Below are 20,403 nucleotides of genomic sequence, written 5' to 3'. Positions count from 1 at the left end.
TTCCCTACCGCTTGCCCGCCTTGCGGGTCGCGCGCAGCCACTCCTTGTTCATTCCGGTGATGGAGAAGAGGGGGATGCCCTTGGGGCAGGCGGTGGCGCATTCGCCGGCCAGGGTGCAGCCGCCGAAGCCCTCCGCGTCCATCTGGGCCACCATGTCCAGCACCCGTGTCTCCCGCTCGGGCGCGCCCTGCGGGAGGACGTTGAGGTGGTTGACCTTGGCCGAGGTGAAGAGCATCGCGGCACCGTTGGGACAGGCGGCCACGCAGGCACCGCAGCCGATGCACTCCGCGTGCTCGAAGGCGAAGTCCGCGTCGGGCTTGGGCACCGGCGTCGCGTGCGCCTCCGGGGCGGCGCCCGTGGGGGCGGTGACATAGCCGCCGGCCTGGATGATCCGGTCGAAGGCGGACCGGTCCACCACCAGGTCCTTGATCACCGGGAAGGCGGCGGCCCGCCAGGGCTCGATGTCGATGGTGTCGCCGTCGCGGAAGGACCGCATGTGCAGCTGGCAGGTGGTGGTGCGCTCGGGTCCGTGGGCGTCGCCGTTGATGACGAGGCTGCACGCGCCGCAGATGCCCTCACGGCAGTCGTGGTCGAAGGCGACGGGGTCCTCGCCCTGAAGGATGAGCCGTTCGTTCAGGACGTCCAGCATCTCCAGGAAGGACATGTCGGGCGAGATGCCGTCCACCTCGTAGGTGGACATGGCGCCGTCGGTGTCGGCGTTCCGCTGGCGCCAGACGCGCAGGGTGAGCCTCATGCGTAGCTCCGCTGGGTGGGATGGACGTACTCGAAGACCAGGTCTTCCTTGTGCAGGACGGGGGCCTCACCGGTGGCGGTGAACTCCCAGGCGGCCGCGTAGCCGAACTCGTCGTCGCGGCGGGCCGCCTCTCCGTCCGGGGTCTGGGACTCCTCGCGGAAGTGGCCGCCGCAGGACTCGGCGCGGTGCAGGGCGTCGAGGCACATCAGCTCGGCCAGTTCGAGGTAGTCGACGATGCGGTTGGCCTTCTCCAGCGACTGGTTGAACTCCTCGCCGGTGCCGGGGACCTTGATCCGGCGCCAGAACTCCTCGCGGACGCGGGGGATCTCGGCGAGCGCCTTGCGCAGGCCCTCGGCGTTGCGGGCCATGCCGCAGAACTCCCACATCAGCTCGCCGAGTTCACGGTGGAAGGAGTCGGGGGTGCGGTCGCCGTCGACGGCGAGGAGCAGGTTGACCCGGTCCTCGGTCTCGGCCAGCACCTCCTGCACCTGGGGGTGTTCGTCGGTCAGCGGCTCCTGGTGCGGGTGGCGGGCCAGGTAGTCGTTGAGGGTGGCCGGCAGCACGAAGTAGCCGTCGGCCAGGCCCTGCATCAGCGCCGAGGCGCCGAGCCGGTTGGCCCCGTGGTCGGAGAAGTTGGCCTCCCCGATGGCGAAGAGACCGGGCACGGTGGTCTGGAGGTCGTAGTCGACCCAGAGCCCGCCCATCGTGTAGTGCACGGCGGGGTAGATCCGCATCGGCACCTCGTACGGGTCCTCGTCGGTGATCCGGTGGTACATGTCGAAGAGGTTGCCGTACTTCGCCTCGACCGCCTTGCGGCCCATGCGCGCGATGGCGTCGGAGAAGTCCAGGTAGACGCCCTGGCCGCCGGGTCCGACCCCGCGCCCTTCGTCGCAGACGTTCTTGGCGGCGCGGGAGGCGATGTCGCGCGGGACCAGGTTGCCGAAGGAGGGATAGATCCGCTCCAGGTAGTAGTCCCGCTCGTCCTCGGGGATCTCCTTGGGCGGACGGGTGTCGCCCTCCGCCTTCGGCACCCAGATACGGCCGTCGTTGCGCAGCGACTCGCTCATCAGGGTCAGCTTGGACTGGTGGTCGCCGGTGCGCGGGATGCAGGTGGGGTGGATCTGGGTGAAGCAGGGGTTGGCGAACAGCGCGCCGCGCCGGTGCGCCCGCCAGATGGCGGTGGCGTTGGAGTTCATGGCGTTGGTCGACAGATAGAAGACGTTGCCGTAGCCGCCGCTCGCCAGCACCACCGCGTCCGCGAAGTAGGTGTCGATCTTCCCGGTGATGAGGTCGCGGGCGACGATGCCGCGCGCCCGGCCGTCGACCACGATCAGGTCGAGCATCTCGGTGCGCGGGTGCATCTCCACGTTCCCGGCCGCGATCTGCCGGGACAGCGCCTGGTAGGCGCCGAGGAGCAGCTGCTGGCCGGTCTGGCCGCGGGCGTAGAAGGTGCGGGAGACCTGGACGCCGCCGAAGGAGCGGGTGTCCAGCAGTCCGCCGTACTCACGGGCGAAGGGCACGCCCTGGGCCACGCACTGGTCGATGATCTCCACCGAGATCTGCGCGAGTCGGTGCACGTTGGACTCGCGGGCGCGGAAGTCGCCGCCCTTGACGGTGTCGTAGAACAGCCGGTGCACGGAGTCGCCGTCGTTGCGGTAGTTCTTCGCCGCGTTGATGCCTCCCTGCGCCGCGATGGAGTGGGCGCGGCGCGGGGAGTCCTGGTAGCAGAACTGGACGACGTGGTAGCCCTGTTCGGCGAGCGTGGCGCCCGCGGAGCCGCCCGCGAGGCCGGTGCCGACGACGATGACGGTGTGCTTGCGCCGGTTGGCCGGGTTGACCAGCTTGGCCTCGAAGCGGCGGGTGTCCCAGCGCTCGTGGACCGGGCCGGAGGGGGCCTTGGTGTCGGCGACCGGGTCGCCGGTCGTGTAGTCGGTGTAGGTCATGGTCAGCTCACCACTTGGGTCATGACGCCCACGGGTACGGCGATGAAGCCGGCCGTGAGCAGCAGCGCGAGGACGTTGGCGGCGGTCTTCAGGACCCGCTCGCGGGTCCGGCCTCCGGCGCCGAGGGTCTGGGCGGCGCTCCAGAAGCCGTGCCGGATGTGCAGGCCGAGGGCGAGCATCGCCACGATGTAGATGACGTTGCCGTACCAGGTGGAGAAGGTGTCCACCACGTTCTGGTACGGGTGGCCCTCCTGGAAGCCGCCGGGGTGTGCGGTGCCGGTGGTCAGGTCCAGGAGGTGCCAGACGATGAAGAGGCCGAGGATGACGCCGCCCCAGCGCATGGTCCTCGTGGCGTAGCTGGTGCGCGCCTTCTTGTGCACGTACTTGCTGGGCCGGGCCTTGATGTCACGGCGGCTGAGCTGGTAGGCGGCGGTGGCGTGGGCGACCACGGCGGCGACCAGGACGACCCGGATGAGCCAGAGCGTCCACTCGTAGTGCATGAACGGCTCGCCGACCGTGCGCAGCCAGTGGGCGTAGCTGTTGAACTCGCCGGCCCCGAAGTAGATCTTCAGGTTCCCGATCATGTGCGCGACCAGGTACAGCAGCATCACGATGCCGCTGACGGCCATCACGGTCTTCTTGCCGACGGAGCTGTCCCAGACCGTGCGCGCCATCGACGGCCGTCGGTCCGTCCGCGTTGCCAGAGCCATGGACAGGACGTTACGACCGGGCAGGCCGATCGGTCCAAGACATGGATCGGCTGGTTTCCATAGTCTCTAGCTATCCTGGAGGTGTGCAGTTTCAGCAGCTCCAGTACTTCGTCGCCGTGGCCGAGACCCGGCACTTCACCCGTGCCGCCGAACAGGTCCATGTCGCCCAGCCCTCGCTCTCCCAGCAGATCCGGGCGCTGGAGCGGGAGCTGGGTGCGGACCTGTTCGTCCGGGCGCGCGGCAACATCGCGCTGACCGACGCGGGCGAGGCGCTGCTCCCGCTGGCCCGCCGCATCCTCGCGGACGCGGACACCGCCCGGCAGGAGGTGCAGGAACTGGTCCAGCTCCGGCGCGGCCGGGTGCGCCTCGGCGCCACCCCGAGCCTCTGCACGGGCCTGCTGCCGGACGTCCTCCGCGCCTTCCACGACCGCTACCCGGGCATCCAGCTACTGATCCAGGAGAGCGGCTCCCGAGACCTGGTCCGCGAACTCGCCCGCGGCGCGCTCGATCTCGCGCTGGTCGTCCTCCCCCTTCCCGCACCGGCGCCCGCGCTGACCACGGTCGAGCTGCTGCGCGAGGACCTGGTCGTGGTCTCCTCCCCCGACGCCCCCGCCCCCGGCGGCGGCCGCGGCTCCGTAGAGATCGCCGACCTCGAGAACGAACGCCTCGTGATGTTCCGCCACGGCTACGACCTCCGCGAACTCACCGTCAATGCGTGCCGCTCCGCCGGCTTCGAGCCGGAGTTCGCTGTCGAGGGGGGTGAGATGGACGCGGTCCTCGGCTTCGTCCGGGCGGGGCTGGGCGTGGCTGTCGTACCCCGGATGGTGGCGAGCCGTGCCGGGCGGGGACTTCGCGTGACCCCTCTTGCCCGCCCTGGCCTCTCCCGGACCATCGCGCTGGCCCACCGCAGCGATGTGGCTCCGCCTCGGGGGGCACGGGAGTTGCAGCGGATGCTGTTGGAGCGGTAGCACCCGCCCGTCTGCCTGGTGCTGTGGTTCGGCGGGTGCGGGTTCGCCGGGGCCGGTCGCGCGGTTCCGCGCGCCTGGCGGGGGTGCGGGCCGCTTTGCGGTCGCACCCCCCTGTCTCCGCTAACTCGTCGCGTCCGCCAACGCCAGGGTGTGGAGCTGTTCCGGGGGGCCCGGGCGGGCGTAGTACCAGCCCTGGGCGGTGTCGCAGCCGAGGAGGCGGAGCTGGTCGGCCTGGGCGCTGGTTTCCACGCCTTCCACCGTGACCGCGAGGTCGAGGCTGTGGGCGAGGGAGACGACGCCTTCGACGATCTTGAGGTCCACCGGGTCGGCGGGGTACTGCTGCATGCCCTGGGTGAAGGAGCGGTCGAGCTTGAGGACGCTGACCGGGAGGCGGCGGAGGTTGGCGAGGTTGGAGTAGCCGGTGCCGAAGTCGTCCAGGGCTATGTCGACGCCCATCTCGGCGAGCCGGCGCAGCGGCTTCAGGAGGCCGTCGTCGGCGCCGATCAGCGCGGACTCGGTGACCTCCAGGCACAGCGCGTCCGGGGTGACACCGGCGCGCTCCAGGATGTCGACGGTGTCCTGCACCAGGCCGGGGTGGGTGAGCTGGCACGGGGAGAGATTGACGTTGATCCGCAGCGGCCCGGCCGTCTTCTCCCGCCACGCACGGGCCTGCCGGATCGATTCCTCAAGGACCCACCGGCCCAGCGGCACGATCAGCCCGGTGTGCTCGGCGAGCGGGATGAAGCGGTCCGGCCCGAGCACCCCGTGCTGCGGGTGCAGCCAGCGGACCAGGGCCTCCGCTCCGCTCACGGTGCCGTCGCCGAGGTGGACCAGGGGCTGGTACTCGATGAAGAACTCGCCGCGTTCCAGCGCGCTCGGCAGCGCGGTGGTGAGCCCGTGCCGGGTGATCGCGCGGGCGTCCGCCTCGGGGTCGGCCAGCTCGGCCCGGTTGCCGCCCGCCGACTTGGCCCGGTACATCGTGATGTCGGCGCTGCGCAGCACCTCCGCCGCCGTACGCTCCCCCGCCGGGCCCTCCACGATGCCGAGGCTGCCGCGCACCAGGAGGTCGCGGCCGTCGATGCCGACCGGGGTGAGCAGGGCGTGGGTGATGCGTTCGGCCAGTTCCTCAACCCCGCGCTCGGTGTCGCGGCCGGTGGTGAGGGCCACGAACTCGTCGCCGCCGAGCCGGGCGACCATCTCGCCGGGCGCGGTGGTGCAGGACTGCAGCCGGTCCGCGACCTCCACCAGCAGCCGGTCGCCGGCCGCGTGGCCGAGGCTGTCGTTGATGGCCTTGAAGCCGTCGAGGTCGAGGTAGCACAGCCCGAAGCGCTGGCCCTCGCCCGCCGCGAGCGCCTTCTCCAGCCGCTCGAAGAACAGGGTCCGGTTGGGCAGCCCGGTCAGGGCGTCGTGCGTGGCCTCGTAGCGCAGCCGCAGATGGAGCAGCCGACGCTCGGTGGTGTCCTCCATCAGCGCCAGCTGGTACTGCGGGGCGCCGTCGGCGTCGCGGAGCAGGGAGACCGTGAGGTTGGTCCACAGCGCGGTGCCGTCGGTCCGGTGGAACGCCTTCTCCACGTGGTAGTGGTCGCGTTCGCCGCGGACGAGCTCCTCGTAGAGCCGCCAGGTCTGGGGCGCGTCCTCGGGGTGGGTCCAGTCCCGGACCTTCCGGCCGCGCATCGTGGTCTCGGAGACGCCGAACATGCGCTGGAGGGCGCCGTTGACCTGGAGGACGTTGCCGTCGAGGTCGGCGATGCCGATGCCGATCGCCGCCCCCTCGAACACCGCGCGGAAGCGGGCCTCGCTGGCGTGCAGCGCCTCGGCGACCACACCCTGGGCGCGGAGCGCGGCCTGCGCGATGCACTCCTGCTCGGCGCGGGTGCGCTCGCGCAGCGCCTGGGCGTACCCGGCGGCCATGGCGTGCTGCAACCGCGAGGAACGCATGCGGAGTTGATCCTGCGGGCTGTCGTCACCGCAGTACAGGACGAGATAGGCGTCGACGCAGTCCAGGGTGCGGGCGAGCACCTCGGGGTCGGTGCCGTGCGCCTCGACCAGCGCGGCGCCGACCGCCCGCGCCTCCCCGGCGTCGAAGCTTCTGGCCCTGAGCGCCCGGCTGAGGCGGTGGGCGAGGGGGAGCAGCAGCTCCTCGAACTCGGCGCGGGTGAGCGACGTGGAGGTGACGGGGTAGACGGCCCGGCTCCAGATCGTCGTCAGCCGCCGCACTCTGCCCTCCGGGCCGTCCGGCTCCGCGCTCACGCCGTACGCCCCACGCCGGCGAACCCGGAGAACGCGAAGTCGTCCTCGTCCTCCCGCGCCGACTCGGGCCGCCAGTTGGGGAGATGGACCAGGCCGGGGTCGAGCAGCTCGAAGCCGTCGAAGAAGCGGGCGATCTCGTCGCGCGGGCGCATCACCAGCGGGTTGCGGATGTCCCGGTACACGTCCACCGCGCCCTCGGCGCGCTCCTCGGGCAGTGGGATGCCCTCGTAGGAGGCGTGGGTGAGGATCAGCAGGCTGCCCGGCGCGAGCGCGGCCCGCAGTTCGGCCACCGCGCGGTGGGGTTCGTCGGCGTCCTCCAGGAAGTGCAGTACGGCCACCAGCAGCAGGGCCACCGGCCGGTCGAGGTCGATCAGCCGGGCCACCTCGGGGCTGGTCAGGATCTCCCGCGGCTTGCGCAGATCGGCGGCGACCACCCCGGCGTCCTCGTTCCCCGCGAGCACCGCCTCGCTGTGCGCGACGGCGACGGGATCATGGTCGACGTAGACGACGCGGGCGCCGGGCCGGGCGGCCTGGGCTATCTCGTGGACGTTGCCGAAGGTCGGGATGCCGGAGCCGACGTCGAGGTACTGGTCGATGCCCTGCTCGGCGGCGAACCGCACGGCCCGGCGCAGGAACGCCCGGTTGGCCTGCATGATCTTGGGCAGGCCGGGGAGGAACTCCATCGCCTTGCGGGCCGCTTCCCGGTCGACCTCGAAGTTGTGCGAACCGCCCAGGTAGTAGTCGTACATGCGCGAGACGCTCGGCACCGAGATGTCGATGCTCCGGGGGGCCCAGGCGGGGCGCTCCATGTATCACTCCAGGCGTAGGCGGCAGGGACGGGCGAGCCGGTGTTCGAGCTGAGGCTACTGATCGCCCGCCAAAGGGGCGACCCGAAACGGAAATTGACCATCCGTTCCCAGTCACCGCCTGCGGGAAGTACCCGTCCGACCCCGCTGGGTGACCGTCCGGGCGCACGGCACAGGGCCCGTCCCCTCCGCGTGACACGGACGGTACGGGCCCTGCGCCGGGCGGTGACCGCTACTGGGCGGGCGCGCCGATCGGCTTGCCCTCGGGCGAGACGGCGTACCAAGTACCGCCCACGCCTTGGCCGTTGGTGTCACCGGGGGCCTTGTCGCCGGTGAAGGTGTAGATGGGCCAGCAGTTGACCGACATCTGCTTCACGCCGTCGGGACGGGTGAAGGGCATCAGGCCCTTCTTCTTCACGCCCTGGGTGTCGTCGGCGCTCACCGGCGCGACCGCGGGCCACTTCTCCAGGCACGCCCCGGTGCAGTTGGAGACGGACTTGGGCCACGCCTTGTCCTTGAGGAAGCGGTAGACCGTGCGGCCGTTCTTGTCGACGACGATGTCACCGAGCTCGGGGTCCTTGCGGACGGAGAGGCCGGGCAGCGAAGTCAGCGACGCCTTCTTGCCGTTGGGGGCGAGCGCGAACCACTTGCCGCCCACACCCTGGCCGTTGACGTCGCCGGAGTTGAGGTCCTTGGCGTAGCGGTACGCGGGCCAGCCGCCGATGGTGAGCTGCTTGGTGCCGTCGGCGCGGGTGACCTCGCCCAGCATGGCCTTGTCGATACCGGCACCGGCGTTGGCGTCGTCGGCGGGGACCGGGGGCCAGGTGGTGGCGCAGTCGCCGTCGCAGTTGGTCTTCGGCGGCTCGGCCGTGTCCTTGTCGAAGCGGTACAGGGTGAGGCCGGACCCGTCGGTGAGCACGTTGCCGAGCTGCGGGTTGGTGGCCACCGTCAGCTTGCCCGCGGGGGCGGCGGCGGTCGGGGAGGCGCTGCTCTGGGCGCCGTCGGCGCCGTAGCCGTTGCCCGCGGTGACTCCGGTGCCGATACCGGCGGCGCTGGCCGACGCTCCCACGTTCTGGGCCGCCGCCGCCGGGGGCGTGACGTTGTCCTGACCGCACGCCGTCGTCAGCGCCAGCACCGAAGCGGCCGTGGCCACCAGTGCGGCGGTCCGCCAGGAGGTCTTCATCCTCAACTCCCCATTTTCGCCAGTTTGTTGCGGCGCTACTGAGTCACCGCACGGCCATGGGTACGGGGCGCGGGGGGCGGAGCGTTCAACGGGGCGGCGAAAAACTTTCGGCGGTGTGCGACGGGGCGTACCGAGGAGGTGGCGGTGCGTACGTGCGTACCCATGGGCCCGGCGGGGCCGCCCGGCGTGTCAAACCAGGTGGGGCGCGTTGTCCCTCCTTCGGATCAATTGCCGTACCAATGGCCGCGGGGGGCTTCGCGGGGCCTCCATGATCTCGCTCGTGCAAGGTCCCCGAACAACCCGATGTGCGGTCGCCACCAGGGCGTTGGCGCTGCTCGCGGTGGTGTGGAGCATGGTCGGCTGCCCGGTCGGCACGGCGTCGGCCGACGCCTGCGCCTACGCCTCCACGGGCCCGGACGGCACGGTGGCCGTGGCGGTGGCCGGAAACCACCATCCCGGCCCACCGCCCTGCCCTCCGCCGCCCCCGCCGCCGTGCCCGCCGACGCCCACGCCTGCCCCTACCCCGACTCCTACGCCCACTCCGACACCCCCACCCCCGCCCACACCCACCCCGACACCGACGCCGACTCCCACACCGACCCCCGCCCCTCCGCCGCCCGAACCGCAGCCGCCCAAGCCGCAGCCACGGCCGACGACACCCGCCCCCAAGCCGCCCGTCCGGCCGACGCCGCCACCACCGGCCCCACGCCCGGCACCGACACCACCGCCCCCGCCCGCCCCGGCACCCGAACCGCCGCCACCCCGGCCGGCGCCGAAACCGCCGAAGCCCACCCCCCGGCCGACCGTGACCCCGGTGAGCTATCCGGCGTACCACGCCCGTCCGGCGCGGCACATCGCCCGCTCCCACACCTCGCCGGTCCGCTACGTCCTGCTCGTCACCATCCCCGCCGTCGTCGCCGTCGCGGCGCTGCGCCCGCGGTGACGCGGCCACACCCACCCCTGGAGGTATCCGTTGTCGGATTGGCTCGTTCTCGTCCTGGCCATGCTGGGCGCCTGTGCCGTGGTGGTGCTGATCACCCTCGTCCGGCACCGGCGGGCCCCGGAGGACGAGGACCCCAGCGAGACGCCCGACGTCATCGAGTACATGACGATGTGGATCGGGGTGGTGTACGCCATCGTGCTGGGCCTGGCCATCGCGGGTGTCTGGGAGGCGCGCAGCGCGGCCGGGGACACCGTCCAGGCCGAGGCGCAGGCACTCCACGAGGTCTCCGAGCGCGTCCGGGTGTACCCGGCGGACGAGCGTGACCAGGTCCGCGCGGACGTCGACGCGTACGTCTCGTACGTCGTGAACACCGAGTGGAAGTCGATGACGGACAAGGGGGAGGTCACCGCGCGGGGTTCGCGGCTGCTGGACAAGGTGCGGCAGGACGTGACGGACTACCAGCCGCGCAGCGACTTCGAGGCGCAGGCGTACCAGCCGCTGGTGGACCAGGTGGCCGCGGCCGACCAGGCCCGCAACGCCCGCGCGGACTCCACCGGCCCGACCATGCCGCCCGTGGTGTGGTGGGGGCTGCTCGCCGGGGCGGTGATCACGGTGGGCATGGTGTTCGCCCTCCAGATCCGGCGTACCGCGCGGGAACTGGTCCTCGCGGGGCTGTTCTCGGCCACCATCGCGTTCATGCTGTTCCTGATCTGGGACTTCGACGCCCCCTTCAGCAGGGGCATCGCGGTGACGGCGGAGCCGTTCCTCACCCTGTTCCCGCACGTGTAGGACATGCCGAGACCCTCGTCCCGGCCCGGCGAGGGGTGGGGCGAGGGCCCGTGGAGGCGTGTCCCGCGCCGGCGAGGACGCGGGCCGGGCTCAGGCGCGCTTCTCGCCTCGGCGGCGCAGCCAGACGAGGCCGCCGCCGAGCGCCGCCGAGGCGACGAGTCCGCCGCCGATGGCCATGTCCGCGGGGGTGGCCCCGGTGGTGCTGCTGCCGCCGAGGCCGCCGTTGACACCGCCGATCACGGTGAAGGCGTTGGGGCGGGTCAGGGTGCGGCCGCCGCAGTCGACGGTGATGTCGTAGCGGCCGGGGCGGGCGTCGCGGTCGATGGTGACGGTGACGCGGGAGTTGTTGTTGCCGTTCGACTCCAGCCGGGCGGTGCGGAAGGCGCGCGAGAAGACGGTGCCGCCGCGGCAGCCCTCGACGGTGATGGTCAGCCGGCCGCCGGCGGGGAGGACGCCGGGGGTGGCGACGATGTTGCGGAGGTTGCCGTCGTTTCCGCCGCCGTGACCGCGGTGGCCGTGCCCATGGCCGTTGCCGAAGTTGCCGTTGTCGTTACCCCGGCCGTTCCCGTTACCGAAGTTGTCGTTACCCCGGCCGTTCCCGTTACCGAAGTTGTCGTTACCCCGGCCGTTCCCATTGCCGAAGTTGTCGTTACCCCGCCCGTTCCCGTTCCCGAAGTTGTCGTTACCCCGCCCGTTCCCGTTACCGAAGTTGTCGTTACCCCGCCCGTTCCCGTTACCGAAGTTGTCGTTACCCCGCCCGTTCCCGTTACCGAAGTTGTCGTTACCCCGGCCGTTGCCGAAGTTCCCGTGCCCGTTGCCGTTCCCGAAGTTCCCGTTGTTGTTGAAGTTTCCGTTCCCGTTGAAGTTCCCGTTGCCGTTGAAATTGCCGTTGCCGTTGAAGTTCCCGATGCCGTTGTTGAAGTTGCCGTTGAAGTTGCCGTTCCCGTTGAAGACCCCGACGTTCGGGCTGACGCCCGTGACGGTGGTGGTGCCGTTCCCGTTGCCCATGCCGTCCGCCACGGCGACGGGGGCGGCGAGACCGAGCACGGCGATCGCGGCGCACGTGGCCGCCAAGGCACGCTGGTTACGCATGTGTTCCTCCGCGAGAGGCACGCCGGGGCCGTTCCCCGGTCGATCGGCGAGAAAGCACCTCCCGACAGAACCCTCAGGCGCAAGGAACACGCCCGCATGTCGAGAATGGGCCGTCCTGGTGAGCACCCTTCCTGTCCGACAACCACACAATCGGATATCGCCGCAGGTCACACCCCGTCAGAAATTCTCTCCGCTCTGCAACTCGGATGGCGCACCGGAAAGCGGGGCCGCCACCCGTTCGCCCGCCGCCCCGTCGCCGCCCGTCCGCGCGGGACTTAGCGTTTTCCCATGCGCGACGGACGTGGTGACAGCCGCGTCGAGAGGGGATGGCGAATGTCTGCGTCCGAGCTGGCGGAGTGGAGCGAACGGGAGGAGCGGCGCAGGAGACGCGCCCCCTGGGGCGTACTGGCGCTCGTGCTGCTGACCGGTGTGGCGCTGATCCGGAACGGGTCCGGCGAGTTCGACGTGGGCCCCCCGCAACCCGCGGCGGCCGCTGCCCCGGCCCCAGACGCGAGGTCCGCACCGAGTGCCGAAGGACTCGCGCCCGCCTCGGCCCCGGTCGGCCTGTCGTTCTCCCCCGCCGACCGGGTCCGTATCCCGGCGATCCAGGTCGACGCCCCGGTCACCCCGGTGGGCCTGGACGCGGACGGGTGGGTCGGCGCGCCCCCGCCCGAGGACCCGAACCTGGCCGGCTGGTTCACCGGTGCGGTCTCCCCCGGCGAGAAGGGCACCTCGGTGATCGTCGGCCATGTCGACAACACCCGGGGTCCGGCCGTCTTCTACGGGCTCGGCGCGCTGAAGAAGGGCGACCGGATCGAGGTGGCCCGGCAGGACGGCCGGACCGCGGTGTTCGAGGTGTACGGGGTCGAGGTCTTCGAGAAGAGCAGGTTCCCCGGCGACCGCGTCTACGGCTCCAAGGGCACCCCGGAGCTGCGGGTGATCACCTGCGGTGGCGGCTTCTCCAAGCAGAACGGCTACGACGGCAACGTGGTCGTCTTCGCCCGCCTGGTCACGGGAGCCTGAGCCCCCGCGACCAGGCGGCGCGTGCACTAGGTCATGCGGCGGGGCGGGACGGTGAGGTGGTAGCCGTGGTCGAGCAGATAGGGCAGGTACTCGCGGATCGCGCGGACGCTCTGCGTCCGGTCGCCCCCGGCGTCGTGGGAGAGGATGACGACGCCGGGGGCGGCGCCGTGTTCCACCCGCTCGACGACCGTGCTCGTGCCGGGGGTCATCCAGTCGGTGGTGTCCACGGTCCAGGCCATCGGCTCCATGCCCATCTCGGCGCCCAACTGGAAGGTGGCCCTGTTCCAGGCGCCGTAGGGGGCGCGGAACCACTGCGGGCGGTCCCCGTAGGCGTCCTCGATGACATCGGATGTGCTCTCGATCTCGTCGCGGATGTCGCGCCGGGCCAACTCGGTCAGCAGCGGATGGCTCCAGGTGTGGTTGCCGACCACATGTCCCTCCTCGGCCATTCGGGCCAGGAGTTCCTTGTTGTCGACGGCCATCTCCCCGCACACGAAGAACATCGCGCGTACGTCGTACTTGGCGAGGGTGTCCAGGATGTGCGGGGTGTAGTCGGGGTGGGGGCCGTCGTCGAAGGTGAGCATCATGTTCCTGCCCTTGCCGCTGAGGCGCAGGATGGGCTGGTGACGCACCTTCAGCTTGCCGGGGGCGGTGCGCGGGCTGCCGGAGCCGATGAGCGGCTGGAGGCGGAACTCGGAGGGCTTGAGGGCCTGGCGGGCCTGGGGCCCGGCGAGACCGGCGGTGGTGCGGGCGGCCCGGTCGCCGCCGCCCGACATGAGGACTCCCCCGGCGCCCGCGGCGCCGAGGACGGCGGCCGAGCCGAGGAGCATCCGGCGCCGTGTGAACAACTGATCCTTCTCCATGAACCATCAGTCGCCCGCCGGCCCCGCGCCGCACCGCACCGACACCGGTGCGGCGGGTCCGGTCCACCCGGTCGGCCGAGTGACGGCGCGATTCCGAGGGCTCTCCTGCCCGTCCCCTGGACGGAACGGCGGCTTCCGATAGCCTCACCGCCGTGACGGAACAGCAGGCAGAGCACGAGCGGCACCGGTTCGAGCGGGGCACGGACGGTCCCAAGGTCATCGTCGTCGGCGTGGACGGCTCCGACTCCTCGCTGCGGGCGGCCGCCTACGCGGGCGGTCTGGCCCGCCGGCAGCGGGCGCTGCTGGCGGTGGTGTACGTGCAGCCGGTGCTGGCGGCCGGGGCGGCGCTCGGGGTGCCGGTGGCGCAGGCCACGGACGAGATCGCCGAGGACCTGATCGCGCAGATCTGGGAGGCGGCGGAGCGGGTGAAGGGGATATTCGAGGTGCGCTGGGAGTTCCACACCTTCCGCGGCGACCCCTTCAACGGCCTGGTCCAGGCGGCCGACGAGCTGAAGGCGGACGCGGTGGTGGTGGGCGCCTCGGAGCAGGCCGGACACCGGATCATCGGGTCGGTGGCGGTCCGGCTGGTGAAGGCGGGGCGCTGGCCGGTGACCGTCGTCCCCTAGCGAGGGGCCGCAGCATCGGCGCGGTCGCCAGGAGCAGCACCCCGGCCGCGGCGATGGCGGTGCGCGGGCCGGTGAGCGCGGCGAGCAGGCCCCACAGCGCGGTCAGCGCGGCCGTACCGGCCTTGGTGGTGACCGACCAGGCGGAGAGCGTACGGGCCACCCGGTCGTCCGGGGTGCGCTCCAGCCGCTCGGCGGCGAGCACCGGGTTGAACACGCCCGCGCAGGTGATCAGGCACAGCTCGACCGCCATGACGAGGACCAGGCCGGGCACACCGGGCCGGACGAACGCCAGCCCCACCGGCCAGCAGGCCCGCAGCACGCCCGAGGTGAGCAGCACGCGGCGCCTGCCGTACCGGGCGGCGAGGGGGCGGGCGAGCCGGGAGCCGAGAAGTCCGCCGAGGCAGGGCACGGCGAAGGCGAGGCCGTAACTCCAGGGCGCGAAGCCGAGCGGGCCCAGCATCAGGACGGCGAGCGGCGGGGCCTGGGCCATGATCAGGCCGTTCACCAGGACCGTGTTGAGGAACAGCGGGCGCAGCCCGGGGCTGGTGAGCAGGTGCCGCCAGCCGTCGAGCAGGTCGGCGGCGCGCGGGCGTGCCGGGTCGCGGGGCGGGCGTTCCGGGGCGGTCTCGGTGCCCTTGATGGCACGGATGCCGAGGGCGGACAGCAGGAAGCTCAGGGCGTTGGCGGCGACCGTCACCACGGGCCCGAACAGGCCGACGGCGGCACCGCCCAGCGGGGGGCCGAGCACGGTGGCGGTCCACGTGGTCGACTCGAACCTGCTGGTGGCGGTGAGCAGCCCGGCGCGCGGTACGAGGCTTTTCAGGTGGGCGCCGGAGGCCGCGGTGAAGGTGAGGTCGGCGGCGGCCACGACCATGGAGACGAGCAGGAGCTGGCCGAAGCCGAGCATCCCGAGGAAGTGGGCCGCCGGAACGGCGAGCAGGACGGCGCACCGGACCAGGTCCGCCATGATCATGACGGGTCGTTTGCGGCGGAACTCCATCCAGGGCCCGAGCGGCACCGCCAGCACCGCGCCCACGGCCGGTCCGGCGGACGCCAGCAGGGCCACCTGGGCGGCGCCCGCGTGCAGCACGAGAAGCGCGATCAGCGCGAAGGCGTCGAACGCCAGCCAGGTCCCGGCCGCGCTCACCGCGTACGCCGCCCACAGCCACCCGAACCGCGACCCCAGCTTCACTGCACAACCTCCCGTTGACCGAGGTCATGAAATCGGCCGCGACCCGACGGGAGCAAACAACCAAACCCCGCATCAGCACAACCAGTGGTTGTACGGCTACCCTGTCGGCCATGGACCTCCAGGCCGTACGCACCTTCGTCGCCGTGGCGGACGCGGGGCAGTTCCAGGAGGCGGCCGCCGTGCTCGCCGTCACGCAGCAGGCCGTCTCCAAACGGATCGCGGCGCTGGAGCGGGACCTCGGGGTGCGGCTGTTCACCCGGACCGCGCGGGGCGCCGAACCGACGCTGGACGGGCGGGCGTTCCTGCCGCACGCGCGGGCGCTGCTGCTGGCCGAGGAACGCGCGGCCGCCTCGGTCCGGCCGGGCCGCCGGGCGCTCCGGGTGGACGTGATCGGCCCGCGGGTCGCCCCGGCCGTCCTGCTGCGCGGCTTCCACGAGGCGCATCCGGGGGTGGAGCTGGACGTGGTCACGCTGTTCGACGCGGACACCGCCGTGGGCGCCGTACAGGCGGGCCGGGTCGACGCGACCTTCCGCGCGGTCGGCATGCCGGGGCGGCCGCTGCCCGGGAGCCTGGCGAGCGCCCGCGTACTGGACGAGCCGCTGCATCTGCTCACCGGCCCGGAGCACGCCCTCGCCGACGCGGACTCGGTGACCCCGGCCGAGCTGGCCGGGCACCGGATCTGGATGCCGAGCATCGTGGAGGGCGTCGAGTGGGCCGCGTACTACGCCTCGCTGGCGGCGGAGTTCGGGCTCACCATCGACTCGGCGGGCCCCAACTTCGGCAGCGCCGCGATGCTGGACCGGATCGCCGGGTCACCGGAGCTGGCGACCTTCATGGGTGAGCACCCCCGGCTCGCCTGGCCCGCCGGGCACGATCTGCGGCGAATTCCGGTAACCGGGCCGACGCCGGTCTATCCGCACTCCCTGATCTGGGACCGGGCCAACGCCCACCCGGCGCTGGCCGCCCTGCGTGCGCATCTGACCGGCGGCTCCGGGGCCCCGCGCGCCTCGGGCACCTGGGTCCCGGACTGGGCCGTGGCCTGAGGCGTCGTGCGTGGCGCCTTCCGAACCGGCCGCCCCTGAGCCATCATGATCCGCCGTCAGCCGTTTGCCGTCGGGGAAGAGGTGAGGCGTGTGGCCAAGATCCGTGCGGGTGAGGGGATTCTCCGTCGCAAACCCATTGAACACATAGAGGAGTCCGAGGCGGCCGAGGGCGCTCTGGAACGTTCGCTCGGCCTGTGGCAGCTCACCGCGATCGGGGTGGGCGGCATCATCGGCGCGGGCATCTTCACGCTCGCCGGCACGGTCGCCAACGGCAAGGCCGGGCCCGCCGTGGTGCTGTCGTTCCTGATCGCCGGTGTCGCGAGCGCCTGCGCGGCGCTGTCGTACGCCGAGTTCGCGGGCATGATCCCGAAGGCGGGGTCGGCGTACACCTACGGGTACGCGGTGCTGGGCGAGTTCGTGGGCTGGTTCATCGGCTGGGACCTGCTGCTGGAGTACACCGCGATCGTGGCGGTGGTCGCCATCGGCATCTCCGGCTACTTCGGCTTCCTGGTGGAGGAGGCGGGCGCGGACCTGCCCGCGTGGATGCTGGGCGCGCCCGGCACCGGCTCGGGGCACCGGGTCGATCTGTTCGCGGCGATCCTGTGCCTGCTGATCGCCTGGCTGCTGAACCTGGGCATGAAGAGCGCGGCCCGGTTCGAGACATTCGTGGTGGCGCTGAAGGTACTGGTGGTGCTGGTGGTGATTGCGGTGGGCCTCTTCCACATCAACACCGCGAACTACCACCCCTTCTTCCCCTTCGGCATCAGTGGCGTCTTCACCGGCGCGGCCACGGTGTTCTTCGCGGTGTTCGGCTACGACGCGATGTCGACGGCGGCCGAGGAGTCCAAGGACGCCCAGCGGCACATGCCGAAGGCGATCATCTACTCGCTGGTCATCTCGATGGTGCTGTACGTGGCGGCCTGCCTGGTGCTGACCGGCATGCAGAACTACAAGGACATCGACCCGGAGAGCGGCTTCTCCTCGGCCTTCAAGTCGGTGGGTCTCGGCGGACTGGCCGACGTGATCGCGGTGGGCGCGATCATCGGCATCCTCACCGTGATGTTCACCTTCATGCTGGGCGTGACCCGCGTCTGGTTCTCGATGGCCCGCGACGGACTGCTGCCGCACTGGTTCGCCAAGACGCACCCCACCCGGCACGTGCCGACCCGGGTGACCTGGATCGTGGGCGTCGGGGCGGCCGCCATCGCCGGGTTCGTGCCGATCGGCGAGGCGGCCGAGCTGACCAACATCGGCATCCTGCTGGCCTTCGTGGTGGTCTGTGTCGCGGTGATCGTGCTGCGCTACCGGCGGCCGGACCTGCCGCGCGGCTTCCGTACCCCGCTGATGCCGTTCATCCCGGCGCTCGGCGCGCTGTTCTCGCTCTGGCTGGTCACCTTCCTGGAGTGGCAGACCTGGGTGCGGTTCGCCGTCTGGTTCCTGATCGGCTGTGTCATCTACTTCGGCTACTCCTACCGGCACTCGGTTCTGGCCCGGCGGCCGCCCACCGAGTGATCACTGCCCCATGGTGAGCCCGGCCTTGGCCGCGCCCCGGCTCAGTACGGTGTTCCGTACCCGGTCACGGGTGGCGGCCAGGTCGGCGCCCGCGGCGATGGCGCGGTTCACGTCGATGGTCCGGCCGGCGTCGAGGTCGTACACCTGGGGCAGGAACTCGGCGCGGCGCACCTCCCAGCGGGCGCCGGGCTCGGCGGGCGGGGCGAAGGTGAAGCGGGCGAGGGTGGACTCGTTGCCGCGCCACTCCCCGGTGCCGGCGCCGCCGTCCGCGATCTGGTCGCCCATGCCGTACACCACCCAGACGCCGTTGACCTTCTCGTACGGCTGGGGCACATGCGCGTGGTCGCCGAGGACGAGGTCGATGTCGGGGCGCCCCCCGGTCTTGGCGGCCGTGAGCTGCTTGGCGAGGGTGATCTGCCCGGCGTCCGGGGCGTCCTGCCCGGCGGAGCCCCAGTTGACGGAGAGCACGACCACGTCGGCGCCCGCCTTCCGGGCGGCCCGCGCGGCGGCGGCGATCCGGCCCGCGTCGGCCGGGTCCACCGCGCCGGACTGGCCGGTGGTGTCGTAGGCGTACGACAGATGGGCGACCTTGGCGGTGCCGGCGCGCAGCAGGGTGACGGTGCGGGCCTCGGTGTCGGTGCGGGAGGTCCCGGCGTGCCGTACGCCCGCCTGGTCGAGGGCGTTCAGGGTGCGGGTGATCCCGGCGCCATCGGCCTGCGGGGAGGCGGTGGAGCAACTGTCGTAGCCGGTGGCGGCGAGGCCCTGGGCCAGTGCGGGCACCGCGGCGACGGCCGGGTCGCCGTCGGCGCCCTGGACCGGCTCCAGGTGACACAGCGCCAGGTCGGCGCCGGCCACGGCCGGGCGGGCCCCGGCGAGCATGGGGCGGAAGTCGTGCCCGCCGCCGGAGGCGTCGAAGCCCGCCCGGTCGGCGGCGGACGCGTACGGCTGCACGCCACCGGCGGCGATGAGGGTGAAGCCCTTCCCGGCGCCCGGCGCGGGCCGCCCGGCGCCGGATCCGGCCCGGTCCTGATGCTGGCAGGCGGCCACCGCCGCGAGCACGGCGGTCAGCGCGAGGGCCACCTGGTGCCTGCGTCCGATCATCAACTCACCCCAGGAGTGTCGGAGGGGACTTGTCGTATTGACAGACAAGCTCTGACGGGCATATGGGTATGAATCTGACCAGCCGCGCAAACAGCCCCTAGCCCATCCGGTGCTGCCGGGCCCCCAGGTGACCGTTCGTCCGACCGTTCACCGACTCCTGGCGACCGCCCGTCGCACCGGCGTGCGCGCGGGGTGCCGCCGGGGGGCGGGCTGCGCTGCCATACGGCCATGACGGCCGGGACCACTGCCCCAGGGACGACGACCGCCGAGCACGAACTCGCCGCGCTGACGCGGGAGCACGGGCGGCCCCTCTTCGCGTTGCTGCTGCGGCTGAGCGACGGGGACCGGCAGCGCGCCGAGGATCTGGTGCAGGAGACCCTCGTACGGGCCTGGCAGCATCCCGAGGCACTGCGTGCCGAGAACTTCGCCTCGGCCCGCCCCTGGCTGCTGACCGTCGCCCGGCGGCTGGCCATAGACGCCCGGCGGGCGCGGCGGGCGCGGCCGCCGGAGGTGGTGGACGAGGTGCCGGAGAACGCCCGCGTGACCGCCGACCACGCCGAGCGGGCCGCCGCCGCGCTCGATGTGCGCGAGGCTGTGAAGACACTCACTCCGCACCACCGTGACGTACTCGTACTCGTGTACTTCCGCGGGGCCAGCGTGGCGGAGGCCGCGGAGATCCTGGGCATTCCACCCGGTACCGTGAAGTCCCGCGCGTACTACGCACTGCGCGCCCTGCGCCAGGTTCTTCCGGGATACGCGACTGACCTGCGGTGAAACCGGGCGCCTGGTCAAGCCTCGGTAAAGCGCCTTGCCGTGGCCCCCGTCGGGGCCATGAGCTGTCCTCATCCGTGTCCCGGGCGGGGGCCGGGTTCGGGCGACGCGCACGCACCGGAGGAAGGCAGGCAGGGATGCTCCACAGAGGTCACGAGCACACGAGCGGCGCCGACGGCGGTGAACTCACCGTACCGATGGCCTGGTTCTACGCCGAGTACATCGCCGACGAGTTGCTGCGCACCGGCGATCTGATGCCACCGACGTCCTTCGAGTTCCGGGCGGGCCGGGACGCGCTGGCGCTCACCGTCTTCCTGTCCGACACCGAGGGGGAACTCTCCGGGGTCCGGGTCGTCTCGCAGCTGGAGACCTGGCTGTCGCTCACGGCGTACGACCAGCCGTGGCGGGAGTGGATCGGCGGCCGGATGGCCGAACTGACGGCACAGGCGGCCACGTCGGAGACTCCCGACCCGGACCTGGCGCTCGCGGGGGACGCCTGGCGCTGGCTGGAGGAGACCGAGCTGCTCGCGCCCGACCTGGACGCGGTGCCGGGCGGCGGCGCGGTCTGGGGCGAGGACGAGGGGCCGAAGGTGTGGACCCCGGCCTGGCGGCTCGGCCTGCCGCTCGGACACCTGGCCATCCATCTGTTCTGAGCCCGTTCCGACGCCGAACCCAGCACATTTTCCGGCCACTTGGAACTCGGACCAATCCGGGGCCCCGGCCGCTCCGAATCCCCATCGGGTTTCTGCGTGCGGCTTGAGTGAATCCGGCGTCCGGTGCGTACCAATGGGTGCACCGCGTAACCCCACCCGCACCCATAGGCACGAGGATTCG

At 71.9% G+C, this 20,403-nt stretch carries 19 protein-coding genes; 9 read left to right on the top strand and 10 right to left on the bottom strand.

The window, feature by feature from the left end; translation table 11 throughout:
* Window positions 1-4: 4 nt before the first annotated feature.
* Genes E5082_RS22370 through E5082_RS22360 form a run of 3 tightly spaced genes read right to left on the bottom strand, consistent with a single transcriptional unit; the run spans window position 5 to window position 3,371 of the window.
* Window positions 5-754: a succinate dehydrogenase/fumarate reductase iron-sulfur subunit gene (locus E5082_RS22370; RefSeq protein ID WP_130329777.1), complete on the bottom strand. Its 750-nt coding sequence runs from the start codon at window positions 752-754 to the stop codon at window positions 5-7.
* Window positions 751-2,697, bottom strand: a complete 1,947-nt coding sequence (locus tag E5082_RS22365) for a fumarate reductase/succinate dehydrogenase flavoprotein subunit (RefSeq protein ID WP_135793031.1) — start codon at window positions 2,695-2,697, stop codon at window positions 751-753. Before E5082_RS22365 ends, E5082_RS22370 begins: the two co-directional genes overlap by 4 nt.
* A gap of 2 nt (window positions 2,698-2,699) precedes the next feature.
* Complete coding sequence (locus E5082_RS22360; protein WP_135793221.1) at window positions 2,700-3,371, bottom strand: succinate dehydrogenase; 672 nt, start codon at window positions 3,369-3,371, stop codon at window positions 2,700-2,702.
* 119 nt (window positions 3,372-3,490) lie between these two features.
* Between E5082_RS22360 and E5082_RS22355 the strand changes: the two genes are divergently transcribed.
* Window positions 3,491-4,375, top strand: a complete 885-nt coding sequence (locus E5082_RS22355) for a LysR family transcriptional regulator (RefSeq protein WP_135793030.1) — start codon at window positions 3,491-3,493, stop codon at window positions 4,373-4,375.
* A gap of 120 nt (window positions 4,376-4,495) precedes the next feature.
* Here E5082_RS22355 and E5082_RS22350 read toward each other — a convergent pair whose 3' ends face one another.
* From E5082_RS22350 to E5082_RS22340, 3 genes are all read right to left on the bottom strand, one after another.
* On the bottom strand, window positions 4,496-6,625 hold the full coding sequence (locus tag E5082_RS22350; protein ID WP_135793029.1) for a putative bifunctional diguanylate cyclase/phosphodiesterase: 2,130 nt from the start codon (window positions 6,623-6,625) through the stop codon (window positions 4,496-4,498).
* A complete protein-coding gene (locus E5082_RS22345) occupies window positions 6,622-7,434 on the bottom strand; it encodes an SAM-dependent methyltransferase (RefSeq protein WP_135793028.1) in 813 nt (270 codons plus the stop codon). Before E5082_RS22345 ends, E5082_RS22350 begins: the two co-directional genes overlap by 4 nt.
* A 229-nt stretch (window positions 7,435-7,663) precedes the next feature.
* Entirely contained in the window at window positions 7,664-8,614 is a 951-nt protein-coding gene (locus E5082_RS22340) for an SCO0930 family lipoprotein (RefSeq protein WP_135793027.1), read from the bottom strand.
* An 814-nt stretch (window positions 8,615-9,428) separates the two neighbouring features.
* Between E5082_RS22340 and E5082_RS33460 the strand changes: the two genes are divergently transcribed.
* Window positions 9,429-9,557, top strand: coding sequence for a hypothetical protein (locus tag E5082_RS33460; RefSeq protein ID WP_268255605.1), 129 nt, complete (start codon window positions 9,429-9,431; stop codon window positions 9,555-9,557).
* Window positions 9,558-9,587: 30 nt separating this feature from the next.
* The gene (locus E5082_RS22330) at window positions 9,588-10,346 is read left to right on the top strand and encodes a bestrophin-like domain (protein ID WP_135793025.1); all 759 of its coding nucleotides are present in this window, start codon (window positions 9,588-9,590) and stop codon (window positions 10,344-10,346) included.
* Window positions 10,347-10,436: 90 nt separating this feature from the next.
* Here the strand turns inward: E5082_RS22330 and E5082_RS33750 are convergent, their stop codons facing one another.
* Window positions 10,437-11,438 (bottom strand): hypothetical protein, encoded by a 1,002-nt coding sequence (locus tag E5082_RS33750; protein ID WP_135793024.1) that lies wholly within the window; start codon window positions 11,436-11,438, stop codon window positions 10,437-10,439.
* Window positions 11,439-11,771: 333 nt separating this feature from the next.
* Here E5082_RS33750 and E5082_RS22320 point away from each other — a divergent pair, with 333 nt between their 5' ends.
* Entirely contained in the window at window positions 11,772-12,461 is a 690-nt protein-coding gene (locus E5082_RS22320; RefSeq protein ID WP_135793023.1) for a class F sortase, read from the top strand.
* 26 nt (window positions 12,462-12,487) lie between these two features.
* Here E5082_RS22320 and E5082_RS22315 read toward each other — a convergent pair whose 3' ends face one another.
* The gene (locus tag E5082_RS22315; RefSeq protein ID WP_135793022.1) at window positions 12,488-13,324 is read right to left on the bottom strand and encodes a polysaccharide deacetylase family protein; all 837 of its coding nucleotides are present in this window, start codon (window positions 13,322-13,324) and stop codon (window positions 12,488-12,490) included.
* A gap of 152 nt (window positions 13,325-13,476) precedes the next feature.
* Here E5082_RS22315 and E5082_RS22310 point away from each other — a divergent pair, with 152 nt between their 5' ends.
* A complete protein-coding gene (locus E5082_RS22310) occupies window positions 13,477-13,950 on the top strand; it encodes a universal stress protein (RefSeq protein ID WP_135793021.1) in 474 nt (157 codons plus the stop codon).
* Here the strand turns inward: E5082_RS22310 and E5082_RS22305 are convergent.
* On the bottom strand, window positions 13,886-15,142 hold the full coding sequence (locus tag E5082_RS22305) for an MFS transporter (RefSeq protein WP_135793020.1): 1,257 nt from the start codon (window positions 15,140-15,142) through the stop codon (window positions 13,886-13,888). The genes E5082_RS22310 and E5082_RS22305 overlap by 65 nt on opposite strands.
* 110 nt (window positions 15,143-15,252) lie before the next feature.
* Here E5082_RS22305 and E5082_RS22300 point away from each other — a divergent pair, with 110 nt between their 5' ends.
* Window positions 15,253-16,185, top strand: coding sequence for a LysR family transcriptional regulator (locus tag E5082_RS22300; protein WP_135793019.1), 933 nt, complete (start codon window positions 15,253-15,255; stop codon window positions 16,183-16,185).
* Between the two features lie 90 nt (window positions 16,186-16,275).
* Window positions 16,276-17,697 (top strand): amino acid permease, encoded by a 1,422-nt coding sequence (locus E5082_RS22295; RefSeq protein ID WP_135793018.1) that lies wholly within the window; start codon window positions 16,276-16,278, stop codon window positions 17,695-17,697.
* Here E5082_RS22295 and E5082_RS22290 read toward each other — a convergent pair whose 3' ends face one another.
* Window positions 17,698-18,798, bottom strand: a complete 1,101-nt coding sequence (locus E5082_RS22290; RefSeq protein WP_135793017.1) for a CapA family protein — start codon at window positions 18,796-18,798, stop codon at window positions 17,698-17,700.
* A gap of 228 nt (window positions 18,799-19,026) precedes the next feature.
* On the opposite strand from E5082_RS22290, the gene E5082_RS22285 reads away from it, so the two are divergent.
* Window positions 19,027-19,572, top strand: coding sequence for a sigma-70 family RNA polymerase sigma factor (locus E5082_RS22285; RefSeq protein WP_135793016.1), 546 nt, complete (start codon window positions 19,027-19,029; stop codon window positions 19,570-19,572).
* 134 nt (window positions 19,573-19,706) lie between these two features.
* Window positions 19,707-20,222 carry a hypothetical protein gene (locus E5082_RS22280; RefSeq protein WP_135793015.1) on the top strand — a complete coding sequence of 172 codons (516 nt, stop codon included), beginning with the start codon at window positions 19,707-19,709 and terminating at the stop codon, window positions 20,220-20,222.
* Window positions 20,223-20,403: the final 181 nt, after the last annotated feature.

Origin of the sequence: Streptomyces griseoluteus, from assembly GCF_004784465.1 — a bacterium.
GTDB lineage: Bacteria > Actinomycetota > Actinomycetes > Streptomycetales > Streptomycetaceae > Streptomyces > Streptomyces griseoluteus.
This window is presented reverse-complemented; position numbering and strand designations above follow the sequence as displayed.

What these genes read in the sequence shown, in the direction of transcription:
- E5082_RS22360 (WP_135793221.1), bottom strand. Translation starts at nt 3,371, where the DNA reads ATGGCGCGCACGGTCTGGGACAGCTCCGTCGGCAAGAAGACCGTGATG.
- E5082_RS22280 (WP_135793015.1), top strand. Translation starts at nt 19,707, where the DNA reads ATGCTCCACAGAGGTCACGAGCACACGAGCGGCGCCGACGGCGGTGAA.
- E5082_RS22290 (WP_135793017.1), bottom strand. Translation starts at nt 18,798, where the DNA reads ATGATCGGACGCAGGCACCAGGTGGCCCTCGCGCTGACCGCCGTGCTC.
- E5082_RS22365 (WP_135793031.1), bottom strand. Translation starts at nt 2,697, where the DNA reads ATGACCTACACCGACTACACGACCGGCGACCCGGTCGCCGACACCAAG.
- E5082_RS22370 (WP_130329777.1), bottom strand. Translation starts at nt 754, where the DNA reads ATGAGGCTCACCCTGCGCGTCTGGCGCCAGCGGAACGCCGACACCGAC.
- E5082_RS22345 (WP_135793028.1), bottom strand. Translation starts at nt 7,434, where the DNA reads ATGGAGCGCCCCGCCTGGGCCCCCCGGAGCATCGACATCTCGGTGCCG.
- E5082_RS22285 (WP_135793016.1), top strand. Translation starts at nt 19,027, where the DNA reads ATGACGGCCGGGACCACTGCCCCAGGGACGACGACCGCCGAGCACGAA.
- E5082_RS22300 (WP_135793019.1), top strand. Translation starts at nt 15,253, where the DNA reads ATGGACCTCCAGGCCGTACGCACCTTCGTCGCCGTGGCGGACGCGGGG.
- E5082_RS33750 (WP_135793024.1), bottom strand. Translation starts at nt 11,438, where the DNA reads ATGCGTAACCAGCGTGCCTTGGCGGCCACGTGCGCCGCGATCGCCGTG.
- E5082_RS22315 (WP_135793022.1), bottom strand. Translation starts at nt 13,324, where the DNA reads ATGGAGAAGGATCAGTTGTTCACACGGCGCCGGATGCTCCTCGGCTCG.
- E5082_RS22340 (WP_135793027.1), bottom strand. Translation starts at nt 8,614, where the DNA reads ATGAAGACCTCCTGGCGGACCGCCGCACTGGTGGCCACGGCCGCTTCG.
- E5082_RS22320 (WP_135793023.1), top strand. Translation starts at nt 11,772, where the DNA reads ATGTCTGCGTCCGAGCTGGCGGAGTGGAGCGAACGGGAGGAGCGGCGC.